This is a genomic window from Streptococcus sp. V728, from assembly GCF_052077995.1.
In the GTDB taxonomy this organism is placed as follows: Bacteria; Bacillota; Bacilli; order Lactobacillales; family Streptococcaceae; genus Streptococcus; species Streptococcus infantis_B.
Map to the genome: position 1 here is coordinate 108,003 of NZ_JBQJJH010000002.1, position 21,470 is coordinate 129,472.

General features: G+C 38.6%; 32 protein-coding genes. All 32 read left to right on the top strand.

What is annotated here, in order from left to right; translation table 11 throughout:
- The first annotated feature begins 2 nt into the window (after positions 1–2).
- The 32 genes from ssb to ACTO1Y_RS02040 all read left to right on the top strand — a co-directional run bounded on the left by ssb (position 3) and on the right by ACTO1Y_RS02040 (position 21,467).
- Positions 3–419: a single-stranded DNA-binding protein gene (ssb, locus tag ACTO1Y_RS01885; protein ID WP_441348141.1), complete on the top strand. Its 417-nt coding sequence runs from the start codon at positions 3–5 to the stop codon at positions 417–419.
- Between the two features lie 11 nt (positions 420–430).
- Positions 431–640: a hypothetical protein gene (locus tag ACTO1Y_RS01890; RefSeq protein ID WP_441348142.1), complete on the top strand. Its 210-nt coding sequence runs from the start codon at positions 431–433 to the stop codon at positions 638–640.
- A complete protein-coding gene (locus tag ACTO1Y_RS01895; RefSeq protein ID WP_441348143.1) occupies positions 612–896 on the top strand; it encodes a hypothetical protein in 285 nt (94 codons plus the stop codon). The genes ACTO1Y_RS01890 and ACTO1Y_RS01895 overlap by 29 nt, the downstream gene beginning before the upstream one ends.
- Positions 886–1,197 (top strand): hypothetical protein, encoded by a 312-nt coding sequence (locus ACTO1Y_RS01900; RefSeq protein ID WP_441348144.1) that lies wholly within the window; start codon positions 886–888, stop codon positions 1,195–1,197. The genes ACTO1Y_RS01895 and ACTO1Y_RS01900 overlap by 11 nt, the downstream gene beginning before the upstream one ends.
- Positions 1,190–1,669, top strand: a complete 480-nt coding sequence (locus tag ACTO1Y_RS01905) for a DUF1642 domain-containing protein (protein WP_441348145.1) — start codon at positions 1,190–1,192, stop codon at positions 1,667–1,669. The genes ACTO1Y_RS01900 and ACTO1Y_RS01905 overlap by 8 nt, the downstream gene beginning before the upstream one ends.
- A 3-nt stretch (positions 1,670–1,672) precedes the next feature.
- A complete protein-coding gene (locus ACTO1Y_RS01910; RefSeq protein ID WP_441348146.1) occupies positions 1,673–2,377 on the top strand; it encodes a DUF1642 domain-containing protein in 705 nt (234 codons plus the stop codon).
- Positions 2,378–2,493: 116 nt separating this feature from the next.
- Positions 2,494–2,775, top strand: a complete 282-nt coding sequence (locus ACTO1Y_RS01915; protein ID WP_441348147.1) for a hypothetical protein — start codon at positions 2,494–2,496, stop codon at positions 2,773–2,775.
- Between the two features lie 133 nt (positions 2,776–2,908).
- Positions 2,909–3,157, top strand: coding sequence for a DUF1372 family protein (locus ACTO1Y_RS01920; RefSeq protein ID WP_441348148.1), 249 nt, complete (start codon positions 2,909–2,911; stop codon positions 3,155–3,157).
- Positions 3,154–3,657, top strand: a complete 504-nt coding sequence (locus tag ACTO1Y_RS01925; protein WP_441348149.1) for a MazG-like family protein — start codon at positions 3,154–3,156, stop codon at positions 3,655–3,657. The genes ACTO1Y_RS01920 and ACTO1Y_RS01925 overlap by 4 nt, the downstream gene beginning before the upstream one ends.
- Entirely contained in the window at positions 3,632–3,865 is a 234-nt protein-coding gene (locus tag ACTO1Y_RS01930; protein WP_441348150.1) for a helix-turn-helix domain-containing protein, read from the top strand. The genes ACTO1Y_RS01925 and ACTO1Y_RS01930 overlap by 26 nt, the downstream gene beginning before the upstream one ends.
- A gap of 45 nt (positions 3,866–3,910) precedes the next feature.
- Positions 3,911–4,315: a transcriptional regulator gene (locus ACTO1Y_RS01935; protein WP_441348151.1), complete on the top strand. Its 405-nt coding sequence runs from the start codon at positions 3,911–3,913 to the stop codon at positions 4,313–4,315.
- A 186-nt stretch (positions 4,316–4,501) separates the two neighbouring features.
- Positions 4,502–5,044 (top strand): site-specific integrase, encoded by a 543-nt coding sequence (locus tag ACTO1Y_RS01940; protein WP_006150443.1) that lies wholly within the window; start codon positions 4,502–4,504, stop codon positions 5,042–5,044.
- 165 nt (positions 5,045–5,209) lie between these two features.
- Positions 5,210–5,413, top strand: coding sequence for a hypothetical protein (locus tag ACTO1Y_RS01945; protein WP_441348152.1), 204 nt, complete (start codon positions 5,210–5,212; stop codon positions 5,411–5,413).
- Between the two features lie 117 nt (positions 5,414–5,530).
- A complete protein-coding gene (locus tag ACTO1Y_RS01950; RefSeq protein ID WP_441348153.1) occupies positions 5,531–5,863 on the top strand; it encodes an HNH endonuclease in 333 nt (110 codons plus the stop codon).
- Positions 5,864–6,026: 163 nt separating this feature from the next.
- Positions 6,027–6,419, top strand: coding sequence for a P27 family phage terminase small subunit (locus ACTO1Y_RS01955; RefSeq protein WP_084881525.1), 393 nt, complete (start codon positions 6,027–6,029; stop codon positions 6,417–6,419).
- Entirely contained in the window at positions 6,412–8,142 is a 1,731-nt protein-coding gene (locus ACTO1Y_RS01960) for a terminase large subunit (protein WP_441348154.1), read from the top strand. Before ACTO1Y_RS01955 ends, ACTO1Y_RS01960 begins: the two co-directional genes overlap by 8 nt.
- Before the next feature lie 19 nt (positions 8,143–8,161).
- Positions 8,162–9,355, top strand: coding sequence for a phage portal protein (locus ACTO1Y_RS01965; RefSeq protein ID WP_441348155.1), 1,194 nt, complete (start codon positions 8,162–8,164; stop codon positions 9,353–9,355).
- Positions 9,348–9,938, top strand: a complete 591-nt coding sequence (locus ACTO1Y_RS01970) for an HK97 family phage prohead protease (protein WP_441348156.1) — start codon at positions 9,348–9,350, stop codon at positions 9,936–9,938. Before ACTO1Y_RS01965 ends, ACTO1Y_RS01970 begins: the two co-directional genes overlap by 8 nt.
- Entirely contained in the window at positions 9,923–11,098 is a 1,176-nt protein-coding gene (locus ACTO1Y_RS01975) for a phage major capsid protein (RefSeq protein ID WP_441348157.1), read from the top strand. The genes ACTO1Y_RS01970 and ACTO1Y_RS01975 overlap by 16 nt, the downstream gene beginning before the upstream one ends.
- 11 nt (positions 11,099–11,109) lie before the next feature.
- Positions 11,110–11,349, top strand: a complete 240-nt coding sequence (locus tag ACTO1Y_RS01980; protein ID WP_441348158.1) for a hypothetical protein — start codon at positions 11,110–11,112, stop codon at positions 11,347–11,349.
- A 2-nt stretch (positions 11,350–11,351) separates the two neighbouring features.
- A complete protein-coding gene (locus tag ACTO1Y_RS01985) occupies positions 11,352–11,633 on the top strand; it encodes a hypothetical protein (RefSeq protein ID WP_441348159.1) in 282 nt (93 codons plus the stop codon).
- Positions 11,620–11,919 (top strand): phage head closure protein, encoded by a 300-nt coding sequence (locus tag ACTO1Y_RS01990; protein ID WP_441348160.1) that lies wholly within the window; start codon positions 11,620–11,622, stop codon positions 11,917–11,919. Before ACTO1Y_RS01985 ends, ACTO1Y_RS01990 begins: the two co-directional genes overlap by 14 nt.
- On the top strand, positions 11,916–12,263 hold the full coding sequence (locus tag ACTO1Y_RS01995) for an HK97 gp10 family phage protein (protein ID WP_006150475.1): 348 nt from the start codon (positions 11,916–11,918) through the stop codon (positions 12,261–12,263). The genes ACTO1Y_RS01990 and ACTO1Y_RS01995 overlap by 4 nt, the downstream gene beginning before the upstream one ends.
- Positions 12,260–12,583, top strand: a complete 324-nt coding sequence (locus tag ACTO1Y_RS02000; protein ID WP_441348161.1) for a hypothetical protein — start codon at positions 12,260–12,262, stop codon at positions 12,581–12,583. The genes ACTO1Y_RS01995 and ACTO1Y_RS02000 overlap by 4 nt, the downstream gene beginning before the upstream one ends.
- An 11-nt stretch (positions 12,584–12,594) precedes the next feature.
- Complete coding sequence (locus tag ACTO1Y_RS02005) at positions 12,595–13,167, top strand: major tail protein (RefSeq protein ID WP_424847402.1); 573 nt, start codon at positions 12,595–12,597, stop codon at positions 13,165–13,167.
- Between the two features lie 10 nt (positions 13,168–13,177).
- On the top strand, positions 13,178–13,594 hold the full coding sequence (locus ACTO1Y_RS02010) for a hypothetical protein (protein WP_006150477.1): 417 nt from the start codon (positions 13,178–13,180) through the stop codon (positions 13,592–13,594).
- 32 nt (positions 13,595–13,626) lie between these two features.
- Positions 13,627–13,758, top strand: coding sequence for a hypothetical protein (locus tag ACTO1Y_RS02015; RefSeq protein ID WP_006150490.1), 132 nt, complete (start codon positions 13,627–13,629; stop codon positions 13,756–13,758).
- 113 nt (positions 13,759–13,871) lie between these two features.
- Entirely contained in the window at positions 13,872–16,892 is a 3,021-nt protein-coding gene (locus ACTO1Y_RS02020; protein ID WP_441348162.1) for a phage tail tape measure protein, read from the top strand.
- Positions 16,889–17,611: a phage tail protein gene (locus tag ACTO1Y_RS02025; RefSeq protein WP_441348163.1), complete on the top strand. Its 723-nt coding sequence runs from the start codon at positions 16,889–16,891 to the stop codon at positions 17,609–17,611. Before ACTO1Y_RS02020 ends, ACTO1Y_RS02025 begins: the two co-directional genes overlap by 4 nt.
- Complete coding sequence (locus ACTO1Y_RS02030) at positions 17,612–20,614, top strand: phage tail spike protein (RefSeq protein ID WP_441348164.1); 3,003 nt, start codon at positions 17,612–17,614, stop codon at positions 20,612–20,614.
- A gap of 10 nt (positions 20,615–20,624) precedes the next feature.
- Positions 20,625–20,849: a hypothetical protein gene (locus ACTO1Y_RS02035; RefSeq protein ID WP_441348165.1), complete on the top strand. Its 225-nt coding sequence runs from the start codon at positions 20,625–20,627 to the stop codon at positions 20,847–20,849.
- Between the two features lie 3 nt (positions 20,850–20,852).
- Positions 20,853–21,467: a hypothetical protein gene (locus ACTO1Y_RS02040; protein WP_441348166.1), complete on the top strand. Its 615-nt coding sequence runs from the start codon at positions 20,853–20,855 to the stop codon at positions 21,465–21,467.
- Positions 21,468–21,470 lie beyond the last annotated feature (3 nt).

A 21,470-nucleotide genomic window follows, 5' to 3' on the forward strand; every position in this document is an offset into this window, starting at 1 on the left:
GAATGATTAATAACGTATCACTTGTAGGAAGACTGACACGAGATCCAGAGTTGAAATACACACCATCAAATATTGCAATTACAACTTTTAACCTGGCAGTCAATCGTAATTTCAAGGGAGCAAACGGAGAGCGAGAAGCTGACTTTATCAATTGCATGATTTGGAGAAAACAAGCTGAGTTACTTGCTGAATGGTGCAAAAAAGGAAACCTCGTAGGAATTACAGGGCGCATCCAAACTCGTAGCTATGATAATCAGCAAGGTCAACGCGTATATGTGACAGAAGTAGTAGCAGACACGTTCCAGCTACTAGAAAAACGTGATAATTCTGCAAACCAATCAAATATTGAAGAGCAGATGCCAGCAAGTTTTGGAGCTACCAATCCTTTGGATATTTCAGATGATGACATGCCGTTCTAGGAGGTATTCGGATGAACACAATTAACCAAGATATCATCAAGAGTTTAAAACGTTCAATCAAAGCCGCAGAAGACAAGATTGAAGAATTGAAGAAACCCAGTCAGAAATCAGCGGTGCACAAGAGAGCTGCTGAAAGAGATTTCTGGAGAAAAAGGATAAAAGTGTATAAGAAGAAGTTGAAGGAGTTGGAAGATGAAGCTGAAAAATTTAAACAAAGCTAGAGATATCGCTTGCTTGATTAAAGAGTACGAATATTTCTTAGACGTTAAACGCAAGTGCTGGGGTGAACTTAAAATTACAAGGCTAGAGACTAATTATATTCTTCGTACGGCTTATGGATTTCTTTCAAAAGAAATCAAAGCAGATGAGATATTGTCTGGTCTAATCACAGAAACCGTCCAGAATCGAATCGAAATGCTAAAACAAGAACTTGTTGAATTAGGAGTAGAAATGGAGGAGTTAGAAAATGAAGTATAAAGTAACAGAATACAATTCAGATACGCAAGTAGTACAAACGGGTACTTGTGATTTATGTTACGGAACAGACTTTGTTGAAGAAGGTTCTATCACAGTTGAGGACGAAAATGGGAATGAAACTGAAATTGGATTGACTGTTTGGGATTGGGGATATTATGACACAATCTATATTGATAACGTGGTTAACTTCTCTGCTTGGTTGCAAGAAAGAGAAGTTGAACCAATCACGGAAGAAACAAATGTTTGGTCGTGGTTGAATAAATTGGTAGAAAAATATAGCGAGGAACAAGAAGATGAATAAACAAGAATTGATTGAACGGATAGAAAGTTTAAAAAATATTTTCGGGAATAAAAATGAATATATCAAAATAGATATGGCAGTAAAACTTATTTCTGAACTAGACGAACCCGAAAAAGTCAAAATCCCGCAGATCATTGATGAATACATCGAACAAAAGAAATATGATGATTATCATTTGCTTGGTGCGATGATTGAAATCAGAAGTCATAAAAATAAAGAAATTAACGAATGGTTTGAGGAAGACGACAACATAGAACTCTTCGCTCGAGCGTGGCTGGACGGTTACGAGGTCGAGGAGGAACCTAAGTATACGGTTAAATTTAAAGCTACTAATCAATACCTTTGCGATGACGATGACATCGGCCTTCATATCAGTCCAAGTTTTAGAAGTAATTTTAGAAAATCTGACCTCAAAAAGTTAAGTCTCACCGAAGTGTTTGACAGTCCACTGTTTGAAGTTGAGGAGGTGTAAAGAATGAATAATGAAAAATTAATCAATAAGTACGAAAAAATGAAAGCTAACAAGAAAAGACTGACCTCTGTTGATTTGGTTTTGAAAGACTTACGGTCTTTGGACGAACCAGAACCGTTGCCGTTCAAGTTAAAAGATGTTGTTGGTCGAATTAGAGGGTTTGACCCAACGACACAAACTATATGGCTTAATGCAATTCTAAAAGAATTAGATGGCGACTATGGTTTGATGAAATATCGCAGTGGTTACGAGCAAGGTAAATTTGAGGGAGCGTTGGTTGGAAATCAATTAAAAGATGCTGATAAGATTCGACAAAAATTAAATAAAGTGCTTCTACCTAGTTTTATAGATGACTGGATTTTTAAATGTCAACTTTTAAATGATTTTAGTTTGCGTTCTGCACTTGATAGTACCACTATTCATCTCTATGCTAAGAATAGTGAAGTAGTGAAGAAATGGCTTAATGACAGAAAAAATCAAGAACTTTTTGCCAAAGCTTGGTTGACTGACTACGATGCTGAGAAAGAACCAAAATACAAAGTTAAGGTAAAAAATACAGATGATTATCTAAATGAAACAGAAGTTGGATTTCATTTTTTTAACAATAGTAAAAAAAATAAAACATTTACACGAAAGGAACTAGAATATTCCGATTTTGCTTGGGTGCTCGATTGCCCAGGAATTGAACTCGAGGAGGTAACGGAATGACAGTAGAACAATTCCTTCAATCGTTATCCTACCTTATGTGGACTTCATATTGGTCAGTAATTTTTTATAAGTTCTTTAAAAATAATAAAAATAATAAAGATTGAGGAGGTGGAGTGATGTCTCTAAATAAAACACGAAAACGATTGATTATGAAGTTTCGTAGAATTTATAACAGTTATCCGATAGGTTTTAAATTAAGCACAGATGGAGGAAATACTTTCTCAGCTTTGGGGAGTATTGTTGAAACTTTTATCCCAGATTTTAGTGTTGTAAAATCTGGAAACATTAAAGCAAGTAAATTACAATCTGATGAAGTTGATTTTAAAAACTTTGAAATAACTATTACTCAAGGATTCACTAAAGAAGAATGGAATAAATTGCATGGAGGTGTTTTGTAGTGATGAAAAGACCAAACAGATACCCTTACACAAGAAGACAGTGGGGTGAAGAAATCACAATAGCTCATATGAGCGATGGCACAACTTTTAAGTTCCGAGTGGAGCGAAATGAAATTACGGGGGAAACCAGGTAATGAAAAACACACTAATTCGCATCCTTTTAGCTTGGTCGCTTGTCGCTACTTGCTTACTTTTCATGCAGCGTGAAGCACAGAAACCATTGCTAGTCTATCACGCTGATAGTAAATATCAGATTACTGGCAAGGTTGAAGCTAAGAAGAAAATCGGAAGTTTGTTCACTATCACGGTAAACGGGAATGTGTTTGTGGTTAGTGAAGAAAAGTATAAAAATATTGAAGTGGGAGATGATATTGAATTATGAACACACTAGAAAATGTAAAGCAATGGTTTATTGATCGTGACCTTGAGAATGGTGGACGATTAGACAAGCAGTCGTTAAAGCTCAGTGAAGAATTTGGTGAGCTATGCGCTGGTTATCTCAAGAAGAATGAGAAAGTAACCAAGGACAGCATCGGAGATTGTGCAGTCGTGATTGTCGGTCTTGCCTTGCTCATCGAGGAAGATGTCAATCAGATTTTTGAAGAGTCTGATGGTTTACGGAAAAAAGAAATCACGGAAACATTAATCTCAATCAATGCAAATATCAGTGAGTTTCAACTGTCACAAGGATTTGCTAGTAAAGAGATGTGCAGACATAATCTAGTACGTTGTATTGGATATCTGAAGAACCTTGGATATGATTTCGATGAATGTTTTGAAATAGCTTACCAAGAAATTAAAGACCGTAATGGTCGCTGGATTGATGGTAGTTTTGTAAAATGGGAGGACTTACCTGATGAACTACGAGCAAAGATTAAATGATAATCAACGTAAACGATTTGCATTCATGCTAAAGCAAAAGCGAAAAGACAATAAGTTATCACAAGAAGCGCTAGGTGACATTTTAGGATACAGTCAAGCATATATTTATAAATGGGAAGCATGCAAGATAAGACCTAACTTGTATCAAGTGGAAGATGTAGCAACGTACTTCAACTTACCTATAAATGTATTTATCGGAGAAAAGTAGAAAAGTTATAATACTAGAAAAAATAATCCATCAAGGAGGTAACACTTGAGAGCACTGAATAGTCGTGAACTATATTATCTAGATAGAGAACTTTTAAAATTTAAAGAAGTGGATCGTGATATATGGGTTAGAACAGCTGAAGTTATGTCAAAAAACGGTGAAGAACTCGTTGGCAGTCGAGGAAATAAAATTAGTAGACCGACCGAAAACACTGTCATAAAGTTATCTAGTGATGTACCTTTAAGGAATCTTGAGCTATTCAAAGAAACCGTTGAAACGTTTTTGAAGGAACTTACATCAGAACAAAAAGAAATTTTTGATTTAAGATGGGGGCAATCAGAATTAGAATGGGAAGAAATTGCTGATAAACTATTCGTGAGTGACGCAACCATTTATCGCAAAAGGAAAACAATTTTAAAAACCTATGCAAAAATCAAAGGGATTGCATAAAATGAGAATAAAACCTCTTGTATTCTCACTTTAAACGAAATATCATGATAGCATGAACTTCTGAAACAAAAACACACATCACACTTTGGGAAACATCCTTAATTCTAGTCAAATAAGTTGTCAAACAGAAGTGTCATCAAGAGTCAGCAAACGCTGGCTTTTTGCTTTACAGAAAGGAGGTAAAACATGGAATATGTATCACCAATAAAAGATAGCGACGACATCCAGGCCATGAAAGATTATCTGAAAGAATGGAATGAGATGTATTACATGCTTTTTATCACAGGTCTGAATACTGGATTGCGAGTTGGAGATATACTTACCCTGAAAGTGAAAGATGTCCAAGGATGGCACATTAAACTAAGGGAACGTAAGACTGGTAAGCAGATAACTAGACGAATGACCAAAGAACTCAAAAAAGAAATGAGAAGATATGTCGAAGGCAAACCATTTCATCACTTCTTATTCAAGAGTAGACAAGGACAAAATAAAGCGATCACTCGTGAGCGAGCCTATCAAATCATTCATGAAGCAGCTGAAGAACTTGGTATTGATAACGTAGGGACTCACACGATGCGTAAGACTTTTGGTTATAAATACTACAACAAAACAAAGGACGTAGGAACATTACAGAAAATGTTCAATCACTCATCACCAGCAATCACGCTTAGATACATAGGAATTGAACAAGCAGAACTTGATGATGCACTACGGAACTTTGTTATTTAATTTTTTATTTATTACTTTCACATAATGAGTTAAGCATAAATTAAAAAAATGAAACGCTTCAAAACCTATGAGTAGTGAGGGTTTAAGATTTATAGTGAGTTTAACAAAATATAAGATATGTGAAAGTGAGGGGTAAAATTGGTATAGTCCGAGGAGAAAAAAATAATGGAGCTATTAGGATTAATTGTTGGATATCCAGTCATATGCTATGCGATAATAATTTGTCTTTTACATGTTTTTGATTGGTCAGAAAGTGAAGTAGATGATTTATTATTCTCATGGGTTATATTCCTCACTTTGCCTTTTATCTTTTTATTTGTAGCAACTAGATTCTATCTAGGAAAAATAATAGGCAAAATAAAAAGATGAGAATAGAAGCTATTGTTTTCTCACAAAAAAAGAATTATTATGATAGCATGGATTTCTTGTATGAGATGGGATAGGTCGCTGGCCTGTCCCTTTTAGTATCGAGAAAGGAGGTTTGATATGTATAACAAACCTATCAGACAAACCTTGAAGTCTAAGAAGTGGGAGAAGTTCCGTGATAAAGTAATGCGCAGACATGACTATCTTTGTCAAGAAAGTTTACGCTATGGAATTTCTACTCAAGCAGAAATGGTCCATCATATTTTCCCTGTGTCAGAATATCCTGAACTTGAATTCGTTGAATGGAATTGTTTGCCATTGACAAACAAAAAACATAACACGTTTCATGATAGAGTTAATGACAAAGTAATTAACCAGGGATTATATTGGCAGAAAAAACGAAAAAAGGATTTTGAGGATTTTTTTAAAAATCAAAAAAATGAAATTTTGTAAAAATCGAATTTTTAAAATTTTCGATTTTTTATTTTTACCCCCCCACCTAAAAAAAATATTTTTTTGGCTGTTGGGTACCGGTGAAGGGAGCTTTTTCCAAGTCGGGACCCTTCAAACAAAAAGGGGATAAAAACTAAGCAATTTTGGCAGAAGGAGGTAGTTTTTGGCTAAACCTATTACAGCTAAGTCAATCAAGTCAAAAGTAGTCAAGCAGATGAAAGACTTGGGCACTTATCGTAAAGAGTTTGAAATGATCATTGACATCTTTGCAGGAATGCTATATCAGTATCAAAAGCTTGCTCAAGATTATGCTGACATGGGTTATCCAGTAACAGATACCTACGTCAATAAGGCTGGTGCTGAAAATGAGCGCAAAGTTCCAATCTTGACAGCAATGGAAATTTTGAGGAAAGACATTCTCAGCTACTCTAACCAGTTGATGATGAATCCGAAGTCGCTCGGTGAGATAGTGGAACCTGAAGGAGAATCCGTTCTATCTGAAGTCTTGAAGTTTAAGAATGAAATCAAGAAGAAGCGAGTGACTGGCAATGGGTAATCTTGATAAAGCAAAAGAGTATGCCCAGCACGTCATATCCCACAAAGATGAACATTGTGAAGAGAACATTCTTGCAGCTGAAAGATTCATTCGTGATATTGATAATCCAGAATTTGACATGGATGAGGAAATCATTGATTTCGTTGTCCACTTCATCGAAAACACAATAGTCCATCAACAGGGTGATGATATGTTTGCGGTGTCTATCCGCAATAAACCATTACTCTTACAACCGTGGCAACACTTTGTAGTAGTCAATCTGTTTGGATTCTACTACAAGGGTACTAATGAGCGTAGGTTCAAAGAAGCGCTTATCATGCTCGCTCGTAAGAATGGAAAAACATCGTTTACTGCTGCAATCGCTCTAGCTTATCAGATATTAGACACGGATAGCGGTTCAAAATGCTACATCGTAGCCAACTCGGTCAAGCAAGCGATGGAAGCCTTTGGTTTCTTGAAGTTCAATGTTGATCGATGGAATGACAAGAATATTCGTATCAAGGATAACAACCAGGAACACTCAATAACCGCAAACTTTGGTGATGAAGGTTCTTTCTTTATCCAGGCGCTAGCCAACGATGAGAGCCGTTTGGACTCTTTGAATGGGAATGTTATCATCTTGGACGAAGCTCACACGATGAGAAACAGTAAGAAATACGGACTTATGAAGAAAACAATGTCAGCATACCGAAATAGTATGCTTTTTGTTATCTCTACGGCTGGTGATATACCTACTGGTTTCCTTGCCAATCGTTTGAAATATTGTCAAAAGGTCCTCAAGCAATTGGTCAAAGATGATTCCTTGTTCATATTTATCTGCAAAGCTGACCAAAACATAGATGGCGATGTAGGAGATTACCTGGACGAGAACGTTCTTAAAAAAGCCAATCCTTCATGGGGTGTGACGGTATCGCTCAAGGCTCTGAAAGAAGAAGCAGAACAAGCTATGAATGATCCACAGACTAGGAATGAGTTCTTCAACAAGACCTTGAATGTCTTCACAAATTCTATGAATGCTTATTTCAATCCTGATGAATTCATCGCTTCAGATAGTCAATACGATTGGACATTGGAAGAGTTAGCACGTTTACCTATTCAGTGGTATGGTGGTGCTGACTTATCAAGAATGCATGACTTGACCGCTGCTGCTCTCTATGGAGTCTATCATGATGGTGAGAAAGACATTGATATTTGTATCACACACGCTTTCTTCCCTCGTGTTAACGCTCAGAAAAAAGCCAACGATGACGGGATTCCACTCTTTGGTTGGCAGTCTGATGGTTGGTTAACGATGAGCAACACTCCGACTGTTCTCTATGATGATATCGTTAAATGGTTCATCAAGATGCGAGAAAAAGGGTTCAAGATTGCTGCTGTCGGAATGGATAGGAAATTTGGTCGAGAATTCTTAACCAAGATGAAACAAGCTCGGTTTAAGATGATTGACCAACCCCAACTTTTTTGGCTGAAATCAGAGGGATTCAGACGGATTGAGTTTAAGGTAAAAAATAAAGAATTTTATTATCTTCATTCTGATGCTTACGAATATTGTGTGAGCAATGTTAGAGCAATTGAAAAGGTGGACGATGCTGTGCAATATGAAAAATTAGACGGTGACGGTGGTACTGCAAGAATTGACTTGTTCGATGCCAGCGTTTTTGCTTGCATTCAAGCTCTTGCTAACCTTGGTAAGAACCAGGATGTTATGAGCTTCTTCAAGTAGAGGGAAAGGAGGTGAGAAAATGGGGCTTTTAGATAGGATTTTGAAACGAGGTAAAACTAAAAGTGGCACAAATGTTATCACTCATTCAGACTTTGGTTTATTTCTGGACGGTGACGGCTACGTTCCTTTGGCTCGCAATCCTGATGTGATTGCAGCAGTCAACAAGGTTGCTGACATGGTATCTAACATGACCATTCACTTGATGGAAAATACCGACAAAGGTGACATCCGAATTAAAGACGGACTAGCTAGAAAAATTGATATCAATCCATGCGACAATATGACTCGTAAGACTTGGATTTTCAAGATTGTGCGTGACCTATTGTTGTTTGGTGACGGGAATTCGGTTCTTCATGTTGAGTATGATCCTGTGAATGATTACATTTTGAACTTGAGACCATTCGCAATGAGTGAAATTTCTTTCAAAAGTGATGATGTCAGTTATGTCGTGAGTTATCGTGGCACTGATTACAACCCAAGCGAAATCGTACACTTTGCAATCAATCCAGACCCAGACAATCCTTTTGTCGGTACTGGATATAGACTTGCTCTGAAAGATATTATTAGGAATCTAAACCTTGCTACTCAAATCAAAAAAGGATTTATGAGCGGGAAGAATGTTCCAAGCTTGATTGTGAAAGTCGATTCTTCTAATGGAGACTTAGGAACTCAAGAAGGTCGTGACCTGGTCGCTAAGAAATATCTCAGCACTAGCCAGTCTGGTGAACCGTGGATTATCCCTGATGCTCTTATGAGCGTTGAACAGGTTAAACCGCTAAGTTTGAAAGACATCGCTATTAATGAATCTGTTGAAATTGACAAGAAAACAGTTGCTGGACTTTTGGGTGTTCCAGCTTTTATTTTGGGAGTCGGGAACTTTAACAAAGAGGAATATAACAACTTTGTCAATACAACGGTAATGAGTATTGCCACTACAATCACTCAGACCTTAACTAGAGATTTACTAGTTTCAAACAATCGGTATTTCAAACTTAACGCTCGCTCGCTGTATTCTTACGACATTACAGAATTATCATCAGTAGCACAACAGATGACTAATAGCATGGCAATGCGTAGAAACGAGTGGAGAGACTGGTTAGGAATGCCACCTGATCCTGATATGGATGAGCTCCTTGCTCTTGAAAACTATATCCCACAAGATAAACTTGGGGACCAGAAAAAGTTGAAAGGAGGTGAGGAAGAAGATGAATAAACGCAATAGTTATCGCACCGCTCAATTCAAAACACGAGAAGAAACCGAAACTGGTGATTTGATTTTGAGTGGGTACTTTATCAAGTTCGATGAAGTTACTGAATTATGGCCAGGTTACTTTGAAGTGATTAAGCGTGAAGGTGTTGAAAAAGCAATCCAAAACGCTGACATCAGGGCATTGTTTAACCATGATGATAGTTTAGTGCTTGGTCGTACTGGAAATGGAACGGTCATTTTGAGAGTTGATGAAATCGGACTTTTCGGAGATATCATCATCAATAAAGAAGACCCGCAAGCTATCGGAGCCTATGCTCGTGTTCAACGTGGAGATGTAGTCGGATGTAGCTTTGGCTTTATCCCAATTAAAATCGACACAGAAGAACGTGCTGATGGTTCGTACCTGGACACTATCTTAGAATTAGAAATCTTTGAAGTGAGCCCATGTACTTTCCCAGCATATCCACAAACGGAAATTGCTGCACGACAAAAAGACTTTGAAAGTCAACAGCGTGCCAATCGTGAAGCGCTAGACAAGCGCAAGAAAGAAATTAAGGAGAAATTTAATCTATGCACAAATCATTGATTTTAGGCGCTCGCATGCGCAACAAAGCAGATAAGGTAGTAGAGATTGAACAATTAATCGAGGAATTGAACAAACGCTCTGAACTTGAAGCTGCTAAATTGGAACAAGCTAGAAATGATGAAGAAGTTTCAGCAGTTGAAAAGAACCTTGAAGAACTCCAAAAAGAATTGGATGAAAAGGAAGCAGAAAAAGAAAAACTTGAAGCAGAAATCGAAGATTTGAAAAATCAAATCGAAGAACAAAACCGTAAAGCACCAACTTATCCAAAAAAAGAAGAACAACGTGGAGGACAAAAATTGGAACAACGTGATGCAATCGCAAAATACATTCGCTCTGGTCAAACTCGTGACATCGTAGGATTGAAAACTACTGATTCAGGAAGTGCAGCTCTAATCCCTACTGAAGTATTAAAACCACACTTTGTAGACAAAACACGCAATCCACTTTTGGACCTTGTGAAGCGTGTAAAAGTTAACAGCGGTGGTGGTAAATATCCAGTTATCAAGAAAAGTGATGCTAAAATGTCATCAACAGATGAATTGAAGGCTAATCCAGAGCTTGCAAAACCAAACATCACTGATGTTACTTACTCAATCAAAACATATCGTGGCTATATCCCAGTATCACAAGAAATGATTGATGATGCAGATTACGACATCATGGAAATCGTCGAAGAAGAAGTGTTTAACCAAGGGGAAAACACTGAACTTTCATTGGTTGCAGAAGTTCTAAAAACAGCTACTCCAGCCGATGCTACTGGATTTGATGGTATCAAAGACATCTACAACAAAAAACTTAAACCAATTTATAAAGCAAGTATCGTAGTAACTCAATCAATGTTTGCAGCTCTTGATAAAGTCAAAGACAAAAATGGAAACTATATGCTCCAACCAGATGTCACATCACCTACTGGTTACTCATTCGGTGGCAAGACTATCTACACAGTAGACGATACAGTATTTGGTAGCGAGCGTGATATGAAATTCTTTATCGGTGACATCGCTGAATTCGTTGGATTATTTGACCGTTCTCAAGTATCTGTTAAATGGGTGAACAACGACATCTATGGACAATTGCTTGGACTTTTCATTCGCTTGGATGTTAAGAAAGTGGATGAAGCTGCTGGATTCTTTGGTACTTATACTGACGCAGTCGGGTAAGGAGGTGGCCATTGAGCTATACAGTAATCCGTCCATTTAAGGACTTGAACGATCCTGAACAACATGACTACTCAGTTGGTGATACCTTTCCCCGTGAAGGGCATAAACCGACTGAAACATTCATCAACGGTCTTTTGAATGGGTTGAATAGTGCTGGCTCAATCTTCATCGAGGAAGTGCCAGACGAAAAATCTAAAAAAACAAAACCTAAACAAGTTGTAGAAGAGCCCGTTGCAGAAGAAGAGGAATAAACATGAATGAATTTCAGCTTTTAGAGTTGCTGAAACTCAAGTTAGGTATTTCAACCAAACTGAGAGACAAGCCGCTAGAAAAAATCATTTCAAGTGTCATCACTGAATTGACCGACAATCTCGGTGTTGAGCTTGTCGGTGACCGTGCTGATCATGAAATGTTTATCGTTGACTACGCTGCATATCGCTACGAGGGTGGAGTGGACATGCCACGACACCTTCAATGGCGATTACACAATTTGCAATTAGCGTCAAAGAAAGAGGTTAAGAATGTGGAACAATGAAATCACACTGACCTCTAGGAAAATCAAAGGTAAGGACAAGCTCAAACAACCAATCTATGGAGATGTTGAAGTGACAATTTTGTGTCGCAAAAAGAAAGTTACTCGCTCTGAATTTTATCAAGCCAATCAAGCAGGATTAAGACCGAGCTTGGTTGTCGAAGTTCACAATTTTGAATACGATAACCAAGAAAATGCCGTTTTTGAAGGCAAGAAATATCGTGTCTTAAAAACCTATCCAATCGATTCTGAAATTTTGGAATTGACTTTATCGGAGAAATTAGAATGAGCATTGACCTCGCTGATTTCATAGCAAAAGAGCTAGCTTCATATTCGACCGAGTTTTCTGAAGGAGTAGAAAAGATTGCTGAAGAGGTAGCAGAGGAAGCAGTACAAGAGTTAAGACAAACGAGTCCGAAACGATACGGGAAATATCGCAAAGGCTGGAAAAAGAAGAAGCTAGCAAATGGTTCTTACGTTGTCTTTAATTCTGTCGCTAGTCTTACCCACCTACTCGAGAACGGACACATCTTACGAGGTGGTGGTCGTGTATCTGGTATAGTCCACATTAAACCAGTTGAAGAAAAAGTTATCGAGAATTTTGAAAAAAGAATCAAGGAGATTGGTCAATGAAACTTTCAGAGTTTGCTGATATTTTAGAGAAATCAGCCTTACCTGTAACTTACCGAGTATATCAAGAGGGGAATGTCCCTGATATGCCTTATCTGATTTACTACGAATCTAGTCCAGCAATCAATGCAGCCGACAACACAATTAATCATGAGATTAAGAGCGTGACAGTCGAGCTTGCATTTGAGCGCAAGGATGAAGATTTGGAAGAGCAACTAGAAGAGCTGTGGAAATCCCACGAGCTCTTTTTTGAAGCTCAAGAAGAAACATTTATCGAGACTGAAAGGTTATATGTCAAGCCTTACACAGTCTATCTATATTAAGGAGGAATGACATGCCCGAAAACAAAGTAACGTTTGGTTTAAAAAATGTTCACATTGCACCCGTAAAAACTATTGGTGCAGATGGAGTGATTACTTACGATGAAGTATTCCGTTTCCCTGGAGCAATGGACTTGACTCTGGATCCAAAAGGTGATTCTGGAGCAGTTAAAGCAGATGATATCGACTATCATTTCATCAATTCAAATGAAGGATATGACGGAAAACTCAAAGTACCTCATATTATCGAAGCATTTGCGACTAAGATTTTGGGAGAAATCAAAGACTCTCAAACTGGTGTCATGACTGAAAAAGGAGATGCAGAACCAACAGCATTCGCTATTATGTTTGAATTCTCTGGTGATAAGAATAAGACTCGTCACGTTCTTTACTACTGCTCAGCAAGTCGCCCATCAAACGGATCATCAACTAAAAACGGTACAAACGTAAATGAACGTGAGCTATCTTTTAAAGCTAGTCCTCGCCCACTTGACTCAGTTATCAAGCGTTCAATCACTTCAGCTGATAACAACGAAGTCTATAACAAATGGTTCGAAAAAGTTTATGAACCTAATTCCGTAGGTTAAGGAGAAATAAATGCGCAAAATCATTATGGTTGGCGAGCAAGAGTATGAGTTAGGAACAAGTGCTTATACTCCAATCGCTTATAAACAACAATTCGGCAAGGATTATTTTCAAGATTTATTCTCAATGTTGCAAAATCAATCCCTTATGTCTGAATTAAACAGACTTAATTCTGGCGAAAAAGAATCTAATGAAGTTGACATTTCAATCTTGTCAGACTTTGACATGACATTCTTTAACCGTCTGTTTTGGACCTTTGCTAAAACTGCAAATCCTCACATCAAACCTTACGAACAATTCTTCATGGAAATGGAAAGTTTCCCGATCCAGGAAGTCGGACCTGAGTTGATGGAAATGCTAAATGCAAGTATGTCAACAAAAAAGTCCCAGACCAGTCAGAAACAGCTAGCGAAGAAATCTTCACAGTAGAATCTTATCTGTCCTGTTGCAAAGAAACAGGGTTGTCTATTGATGATTTGAAGAATATTTCAATCGGAATGGCTTTAGATTATCAAACAGATTATGTGAATTTACGAAGCGAAAGTAAAAAAGGTGAGCGAAAAGCCAACCAAGCTGATTTTGACAATTTTTAAAATAAAAGGAGTGCTGAGAGAGCGATTCTGAGGTCAAGTTCCTTGACCTGACTGCATTTATCAGTCATAGAAGTTCTCTCAGCGCTTTTTATTTTTTAGAGAAAGGAGGAAACATGGCAGGGAATATTAAAGGCATCAAGATTGAAATTGATGGAGACACGCAACCCTTACAAAAGGCACTCAAGAATGTCAATAAGGCTGCAACAGATGCAACACAAGAATTAAGACAGATTGACAAAGCCTTAAAATTCGATACAGGGAATGTCACTCTATTGACTCAAAAGCAAGAGCTTTTACAAAAACAAGTTTCTACAACCAAAGAGAAACTAGAGACCCTAAGACAAGCACAATCTCAGGTCGAGCAACAATTCAAGAGTGGGAACATTGGTGCTGATCAGTATCGAGCATTTCAGCGTGAAGTTGAAACCACCAAGAATGTCCTTAAAGGTTACGAAGGAAAACTTGCTAATGTCAACCAAGCACTAGCAGAAAATGGTAATGCCACTCAAAGCAATAAGAGTCAGCTCCAAAATTTACAGAAAGAGCAAAATCGCCTTGCTAGTGAGTCTGAAAAAGTTGTAAGTTCATTCAAACTACAAGAAAGCCAGTTAGGTGCTAACGCTAGCGAATCTAAAAAACTAGCTCTGGCACAGGAAAAGGTCGGTGCACAATCCTCTATCGTTGCTAAACAGATTGAAAATCTTGAAAAGCAGTTAGAGTTAACTAAGCAAGAGTATGGAGAGAATTCAGTTGAAGCTAACAAAATGGAAGCACAACTGAACCAAGCTAAAGCATCGTATTCAAATCTTTCTCAAGAAATGAAGAATTTGGGTAGTGCTGGCAAACAAGCAGCTGGAAACCTGGCTGAAACGAATAACCTCCTAAAAGCCGAACTATTAAACCAATTTTCAGAAAAACTGGCTGACATTAGTCAGAAGTTTGTGGATTTTGGGAAAAGTGCATTAGAAGCCTTCAGACAAGTCGATGAAGGCATGGACACTATCGTGACCAAAACTGGTGCAACTGGCGACAGCTTGAAAGAGATGCAAGATATCGCTTCAAGCATCGCAACAACTATCCCAACCGATTTCAGCAAGGCTGGTGAAGCAGTCGGAGAGGTTAACACACAATTCGGACTAACAGGAGATGCTCTCAAAGATGCATCCATCGAAATGATTAAGTTTGCTGAAATTAACGGTACAGACATTACCAATTCAACCATTTCAGCAAGTAAAGCCTTGGAAGCTTACGAGTTATCAACTAGCGATTTAGAGAAAGTCCTAGACTCTACAACCTACACAGCTCAATCAACAGGTGTGTCAGTCGATGACTTGATGAAGAAAGCTATCGAAGGAGCACCACAGATTAAAATGCTAGGCCTCTCATTTGAGGAAGGCGTTGCATTGCTCGGACAATTTGAAACAAGCGGTGTGGATGCTTCAAGTGCTTTGTCAGGATTAACGAAAGCGGCAGGCTCCTACGCTAAGAAGGGCAAGACTCTGAAAGAGGGACTTGTCGAAACCATCGATAAGATAAAGAATACAACTAGTGAAACTGAAGCAATGGGGCTCGCCATGGAAATTTTTGGTGCTAAGAAAGCTCCTCAAATGATCGATGCAATCAAGCGTGGAGCATTTGATTTTCAAACATTCTCCGAAGCAGCTGAAAATTCAGTAGGTTCAGTTTCTAAAACCTTTGAAGCAACTCTGGACCCTATTGATAAATTTAAAACAGCACAAAACTCAGTTACGCTAGCTATGTCAGAACTGGGCGCAGCAATCGCTGAAACTCTAGCACCTGTCTTTGAAGCGCTTGGAAACATGGTCAAAGATATAGCAGAGTGGTTCAGTGGTTTGCCTGGACCTGTTAAAGAATTTATCGTGATTTTAGGAGGGGTAGTCACAGTTGCTGGTATTCTAGTCCCGATATTCTTAACCTTACAAGCAGCAGCAGTCGCACTTGGAACATCCATTGGAGCGATGATTGCAGCAGCCGCACCCATTATTGGTATCGCTGCTTTAATTGTTGCCGCTATTGCAGCGATCGTAATTGGTATCAAGTACCTTTGGGACACGAACGAAGGGTTCAGAGAGGCGGTAATGACCGTCTGGAATGCCATCATGGAAGTCATCAACAGGGTTGTTAGTGAAGTTTCTAACTTCATCATGAGTATGTTTGGAGTGGTTGTCAGTTGGTGGACAGAAAACCAAGAACTCATTCGTGCGAGTGCAGAAACTGTCTGGAATGCTATCCAAACCGTAATTGATGCGGTCATGACTTTCTTGGGTCCATTAATCGAGGGTGCATGGGCGAATATCCAACTGGTCATCACGACCGCTTGGGAAGTCATCAAGACAGTAGTCGAAACTGCAATCAATGTTGTTTTAGGCATCATCAAGGCAGTCATGCAGATCATCACAGGTGACTGGTCAGGAGCATGGGAAACAATCAAGGGAGTGTTCTCAACTGTATGGGATGCTATCCAAAGCATTTCTCAAACAGTCATGGGTGCACTTCAATCATATATTTCAAATACCCTTAACGCTATTTCAGGAGCAGTTTCAAGTATTTGGAATGGGATTAAAGCAACCGTAGAATTTGTACTAACTAGCATTTACAACAATGTAACAAACACATGGGATGGTATCAAGAATGCAATCGGGAGCGCCATCAATGGTGCAAAAGACCTTGTAAGTTCTGCAATCGATGCTATCAAAGGGCTATTTAATTTCAGCATTAGTTGGCCACATATTCCACTACCTCACTTCTCAGTAAGTGGTTCAGCAAATCCGCTCGATTGGCTAAAAGGTCAAATACCTAGAATTGGTATCGAGTGGTATGCTAAAGGCGGTATCATGACGAAACCGACCTTATTTGGTATGAATGGAAATAATATGATGGTTGGTGGCGAAGCTGGAAATGAAGCTGTATTGCCACTTAATGAAAGAACACTTGGAGCGATTGGTCGTGGTATTGCTCAGACTATGGGAGACAATCCAACAAGCATCAACATTACAATTACTGGAAACATCGTAAGAGAAGAAGCAGATATCAGCAGAATTGCTGACCAAGTAGCACAGCGAATTGCTGATGAACTGCAACGTAAGACACAATTGAGAGGAGGTATGGCATGATAAAACATAACGAACTTGTGATTGACGGTGTAAGAACATCGTCTTTTCCTTTTAAGGTCATTGTCCACGATTCTCCCTCAATTGCTTTGGGAGAAAGTAAGACAGAACTCTTGGAGCATGGTGGTATCAGTGGAGCGATAGTTCAGACAAATAAACATCGTAAACTAGTTCAGAAACCTTATACGATTTATCTAGTCAAACCTACTGAAGAACAAATGAATCAATTCATGAGTCTATTTATCCGTGAGAAATTTTGGTTAGAAAGTGAGCGAGTTAAAACAACTCGTCTCTGGTGTTACAAGGCAAATGCTAGTGATCTTGAAGAAACACAACCTGGTTTATATATGACAAAAGTAACATTCACTTGCCACCCTACAAAATATCTCAAAACAATTGACACACAAAGATTGACTGGAAATGGTGTTTTAACTACTCAAGGCTCTGCCCTTGCCTTTCCTAAAATCACAATTGTCGGACAGAGTGCTACTGAAACTTCATTTACTATCGGCGGACAAGTTATCAGACTTGAAAACCTCACAGAACCGCTTGTAATGGTCAACAATCCAGATAATCCAAGTTTTAAGACCACAACAGGAAAAACAGTTAAATGGTCAGGTGATTTTATTACTATTGATCCATCAAAACTGAAAAATGTCGGTGTCGTTCTAGGTACTGGTATTCAATCGCTTGAAATCGAGACGGTTTGGGGGTGGGCATAATTGCTTTATTTACTTGACAAAGATGTAAGAACCGTGCGCTGGAACGGAGAGCCACTTCATGAAGCGACTTCAGCGATTGTTAAAGAGACCATGAATAATGATTTCATTCTTACTGTAAAATATCCAATTTCTGACACAGGGATTTACAAACAAATCAAAGAGGATATGCTGATAAAATGTCCCACACCAGTCCTGGGGCCTCAGCTGTTTCGTATAAAGAAACCTGTTGAGGAAAATGACTATCTTGAAATTACAGCATATCATATCACAGATGACATCATGCAGCGTTCTGTGAAGCCTGTCCGGGTTGCAAACCAAACTTGTTCAATTGCACTTTCTCAGATGGTTCAAAATGCTAAAACAGATTTAGGAGATTTCTCATTTACAAGTGACATCCAAGATCATAGAACCTTCAACATGTCTGAAACAGAGAACATCTATTCTGTACTGTTAGATGGTAAGCATAGCATCGTTGGAACCTGGGAAGGTGAGCTAGTACGCGATAACTTTTCACTAACGGTTAAAAAAAATCGTGGTGAGAATCGTGGTGTTGTAATTACTACACATAAGAATCTAAAATCTTATCAACGTTCTAAAAACTCACAAAATGTCATCACTAGAATACATGCTCGGTCTACATTCAAACCTGAAGGTTCTGAAAATGAAACAACAATAAAGGTGACAGTAGACAGTCCACTTATCAATTCTTATCCGTACATCAATGAGAAAGAGTATGAAAACAACAATCTAAAATCAGTCGAGGACTTGAAGAAGTGGGCACAGGCTAAATTCACGAATGAAGGCATTGACAAGGTCTCTGACTCTATCAAACTTGAAGCTTATGAACTAGATGGGCAAGTCGTCCATTTAGGCGACACAGTCAATCTCAAGAGCTTAAAACATAATGTCGATATTTTCAAAAAGGCTATTGCTTACGAGTATGATGGACTAAAAGAAGAATACCTTTCTTTAGAGTTTGACGACAAGCCTAGTTTTGGAGGTTCAGGAGTTTCTAACGGACTTTCAAACGTAGCAAGCACGATCCTTGGGGCAACTTATTCAGCTCAAGAAATTGCAATTGAAAGAGCTGCTAGAAATGCTGATTTAGCTTTTGAACATCAATCAAATCAACTAAAGAAAGAAGTTGAAGACGGTATTGAGTTAATCAAAGCCAAATCCGAAGAAAACAAGCGTGCTTTGTCTGATGAAATCAACAGAAAGTTTCATGATTTCAGTCCAGAAGGATTTGAAGAAGCCAAAGCCAAAGCAGAAGAAGCTTTGAAAAAAGCTGACACAAGCGAAGATTTAGCGAAAGAAGCTAAACTCATAGCAAACAACAGCATTAATGAACTAAACGCTGTTAGAGAGATAGCAACAGATAACGTTGTACGTTTCGTAGAATACAAGCAAGACACAGAAGGAAGGTTTGCTAATATTGCAAGTCAAATGGCTGGCAAAGTCAATGAAGTAGACTTCCAACGTGTTAAAGAAACTAGTCAACTCTATGAGCGCATTTTGGGTGGCGCTGAAAATGACGTATCTAACAACGTTTCACGAATGGTTTTGACTAGCCAAGTATTCCAGACTGAGGTTGGGAAATATGTAACAGATGATAACAATTTGATTGTTAATTCATTAACGATGGGAACCAATACACTTGCAAATGCTACTAGAGACGGTGTGAATGTATCCGTAAGCGATGGTGTTTTCACAATCAAGGCGCAAGGGCTAACAAGCTATAATTTTAGCGGGTTCACGTTGCCAATTTACGTTAAAAAAATCTATCAGGGTGAAACATACACACTAGGTTTTAAATATCGGATACTTTCAAAACTTGATAGTGTATTCGCATTTAACATCAAGAACCATGGATTAAATAAAATTTTGCTAAATGCTGATATCGGGGAACCTACTAGTCAGGCTTCTGATGAGTGGCAAGAATTTCAGAAGACTTTCACAGTCACAGAAGATTTTGCTTTTGGTGAGGAAAGAAGTTATCCATTTTATATTTACCTCGCAAAAAATGGATGGATTGAGTTTAAAGAACCTATTTTGGTTCGAGGTAGTAGAACTGGTCCATATAAGCCAAGCCAGTTTGATGATGCTTATAAAACGACAGACGAAGCTAAAGGACTTGCTACGGATGCACAGACAAGGGCGATACAGATTGCTCAAGGCTTAGAAGCAACACGGACACAAGTCACACAGCTTGCTGGTTCATACGCTATCCAAAATTTGAACAGCGCAGGCGACATCATTAATGGTATCAACCTTGGAGCAAATGGTAATAACCGTATTATTGGGAAGGCTACCCACATTACTGGAGACACGCTGATCGATAATGCAGTCATCAAGTCGGCAATGATTGACAAACTCAAGACCGCTAACTTTGAAGCTGGTTCAGTGACTACCAACATTTTAGGAGCTGAAGCAGTAACCGCTGAGAAGGTTAAGTTTGATACAGCGTTCATTCAGAGGTTAGTATCACAACAAGCATTTGTTGATGAGCTTTTTGCAAAACAAGCGACAATTACTAAAATCCAGTCGGTTGATTTCACAGCTAACCACATTAAGGGTGGGGTGTTATCAGGCTTGAACGGGAACGCAACCTTTGACTTGAATAACGGACAAATTCGAATGCAGAGTAGCCCAACAAGTTGGAAGACAACATGGGACCCTAATGGGATAGCGTTCAGAGGTCCAGGGAATGACGTTTGGGGTGCAATGGGTGGCAGCTCTGGTGGTGGTGTTGGTATCTATATGCGTGGAGACCATGCGTTTAGCGTAGTGGTAGGTCACTCAGACACTGGGAATTCAAAAAATTATTACACACCATTTTTAGTTAGATATGGACATGGGACGTGGCTTCAATTTTCTCCAGGAGGACCAAATTACAATTTATTATTGTTATTTAATGATATTTATAGAAATATTGAGCAATTACACAAAGTAAAAGCAACTAGTGAAAATTACAGATGGACGACAATCGGGCCTCTTAAATAGAAAGGTAAACATGAACACACACGATAAAGTTATTAATAACTTAGGCATTCAACTTGCAAACAAGACGATTACAGAAGCGTTCAGCAATGCTGAACGTGATGAAGCTCAAGCACAACTTCAAGAAGTTAATAGCCAACTTGAAAAAATCAACAAAATTTTACAGTCAAATGAAGAGTTAAAGGCTCTATTTGACAAAGTAGCAGAAGAATTAGATAAATCAAAGGAAGAAGGATAATATATGACATTTAAAGTAATTAATAAATACTTACAAGAAAACAACCGCACATTCGTAGCAATTCGCCAAGATGCACCTTACACGGCATTTGACCGTGTGTTAATTGGCAACCGTGTGAATGACTCAGATGAGGAATTGATTAAAGCGGTTCTTGGTCAGGTAGCTACTGAACTGAACCCAGCTGAAGGTGTGAAGAAACTTCAGGAAGATTTACAAACACAGGCTCAAGAATATGAAACTAAGTTAGCTGAGAAAGATGCTAAAATTGCAGAAGTCAAAGCCGTCGCTGACTGGGCAGTGTTGGCTCGTGTAACAGATACAGATAATCCACTTGATCCAACAGTCTTTAAACGTGGTCTTGAATTGGTTGACCTTGGTCAGGTCGGTAAAACTTATAAACCACAAGAAATCTTCACGCTTGTGGACCCTGGGCATATTGAGAAGTTCCAGGAAGGCCAACGTGTCATGGTTCAAGTAAATGAAGCATTCACTTATCAAGGTCAAACGCTTGAAGAACTTGCAAGCCTTGATCAAAACGGAAAATTAGGCATCTGGAAATGGACAGAACCGAAGAAAGAAGAACCATCTAGTGAGCTAAACACTCAACCTATTCAGTAAGAG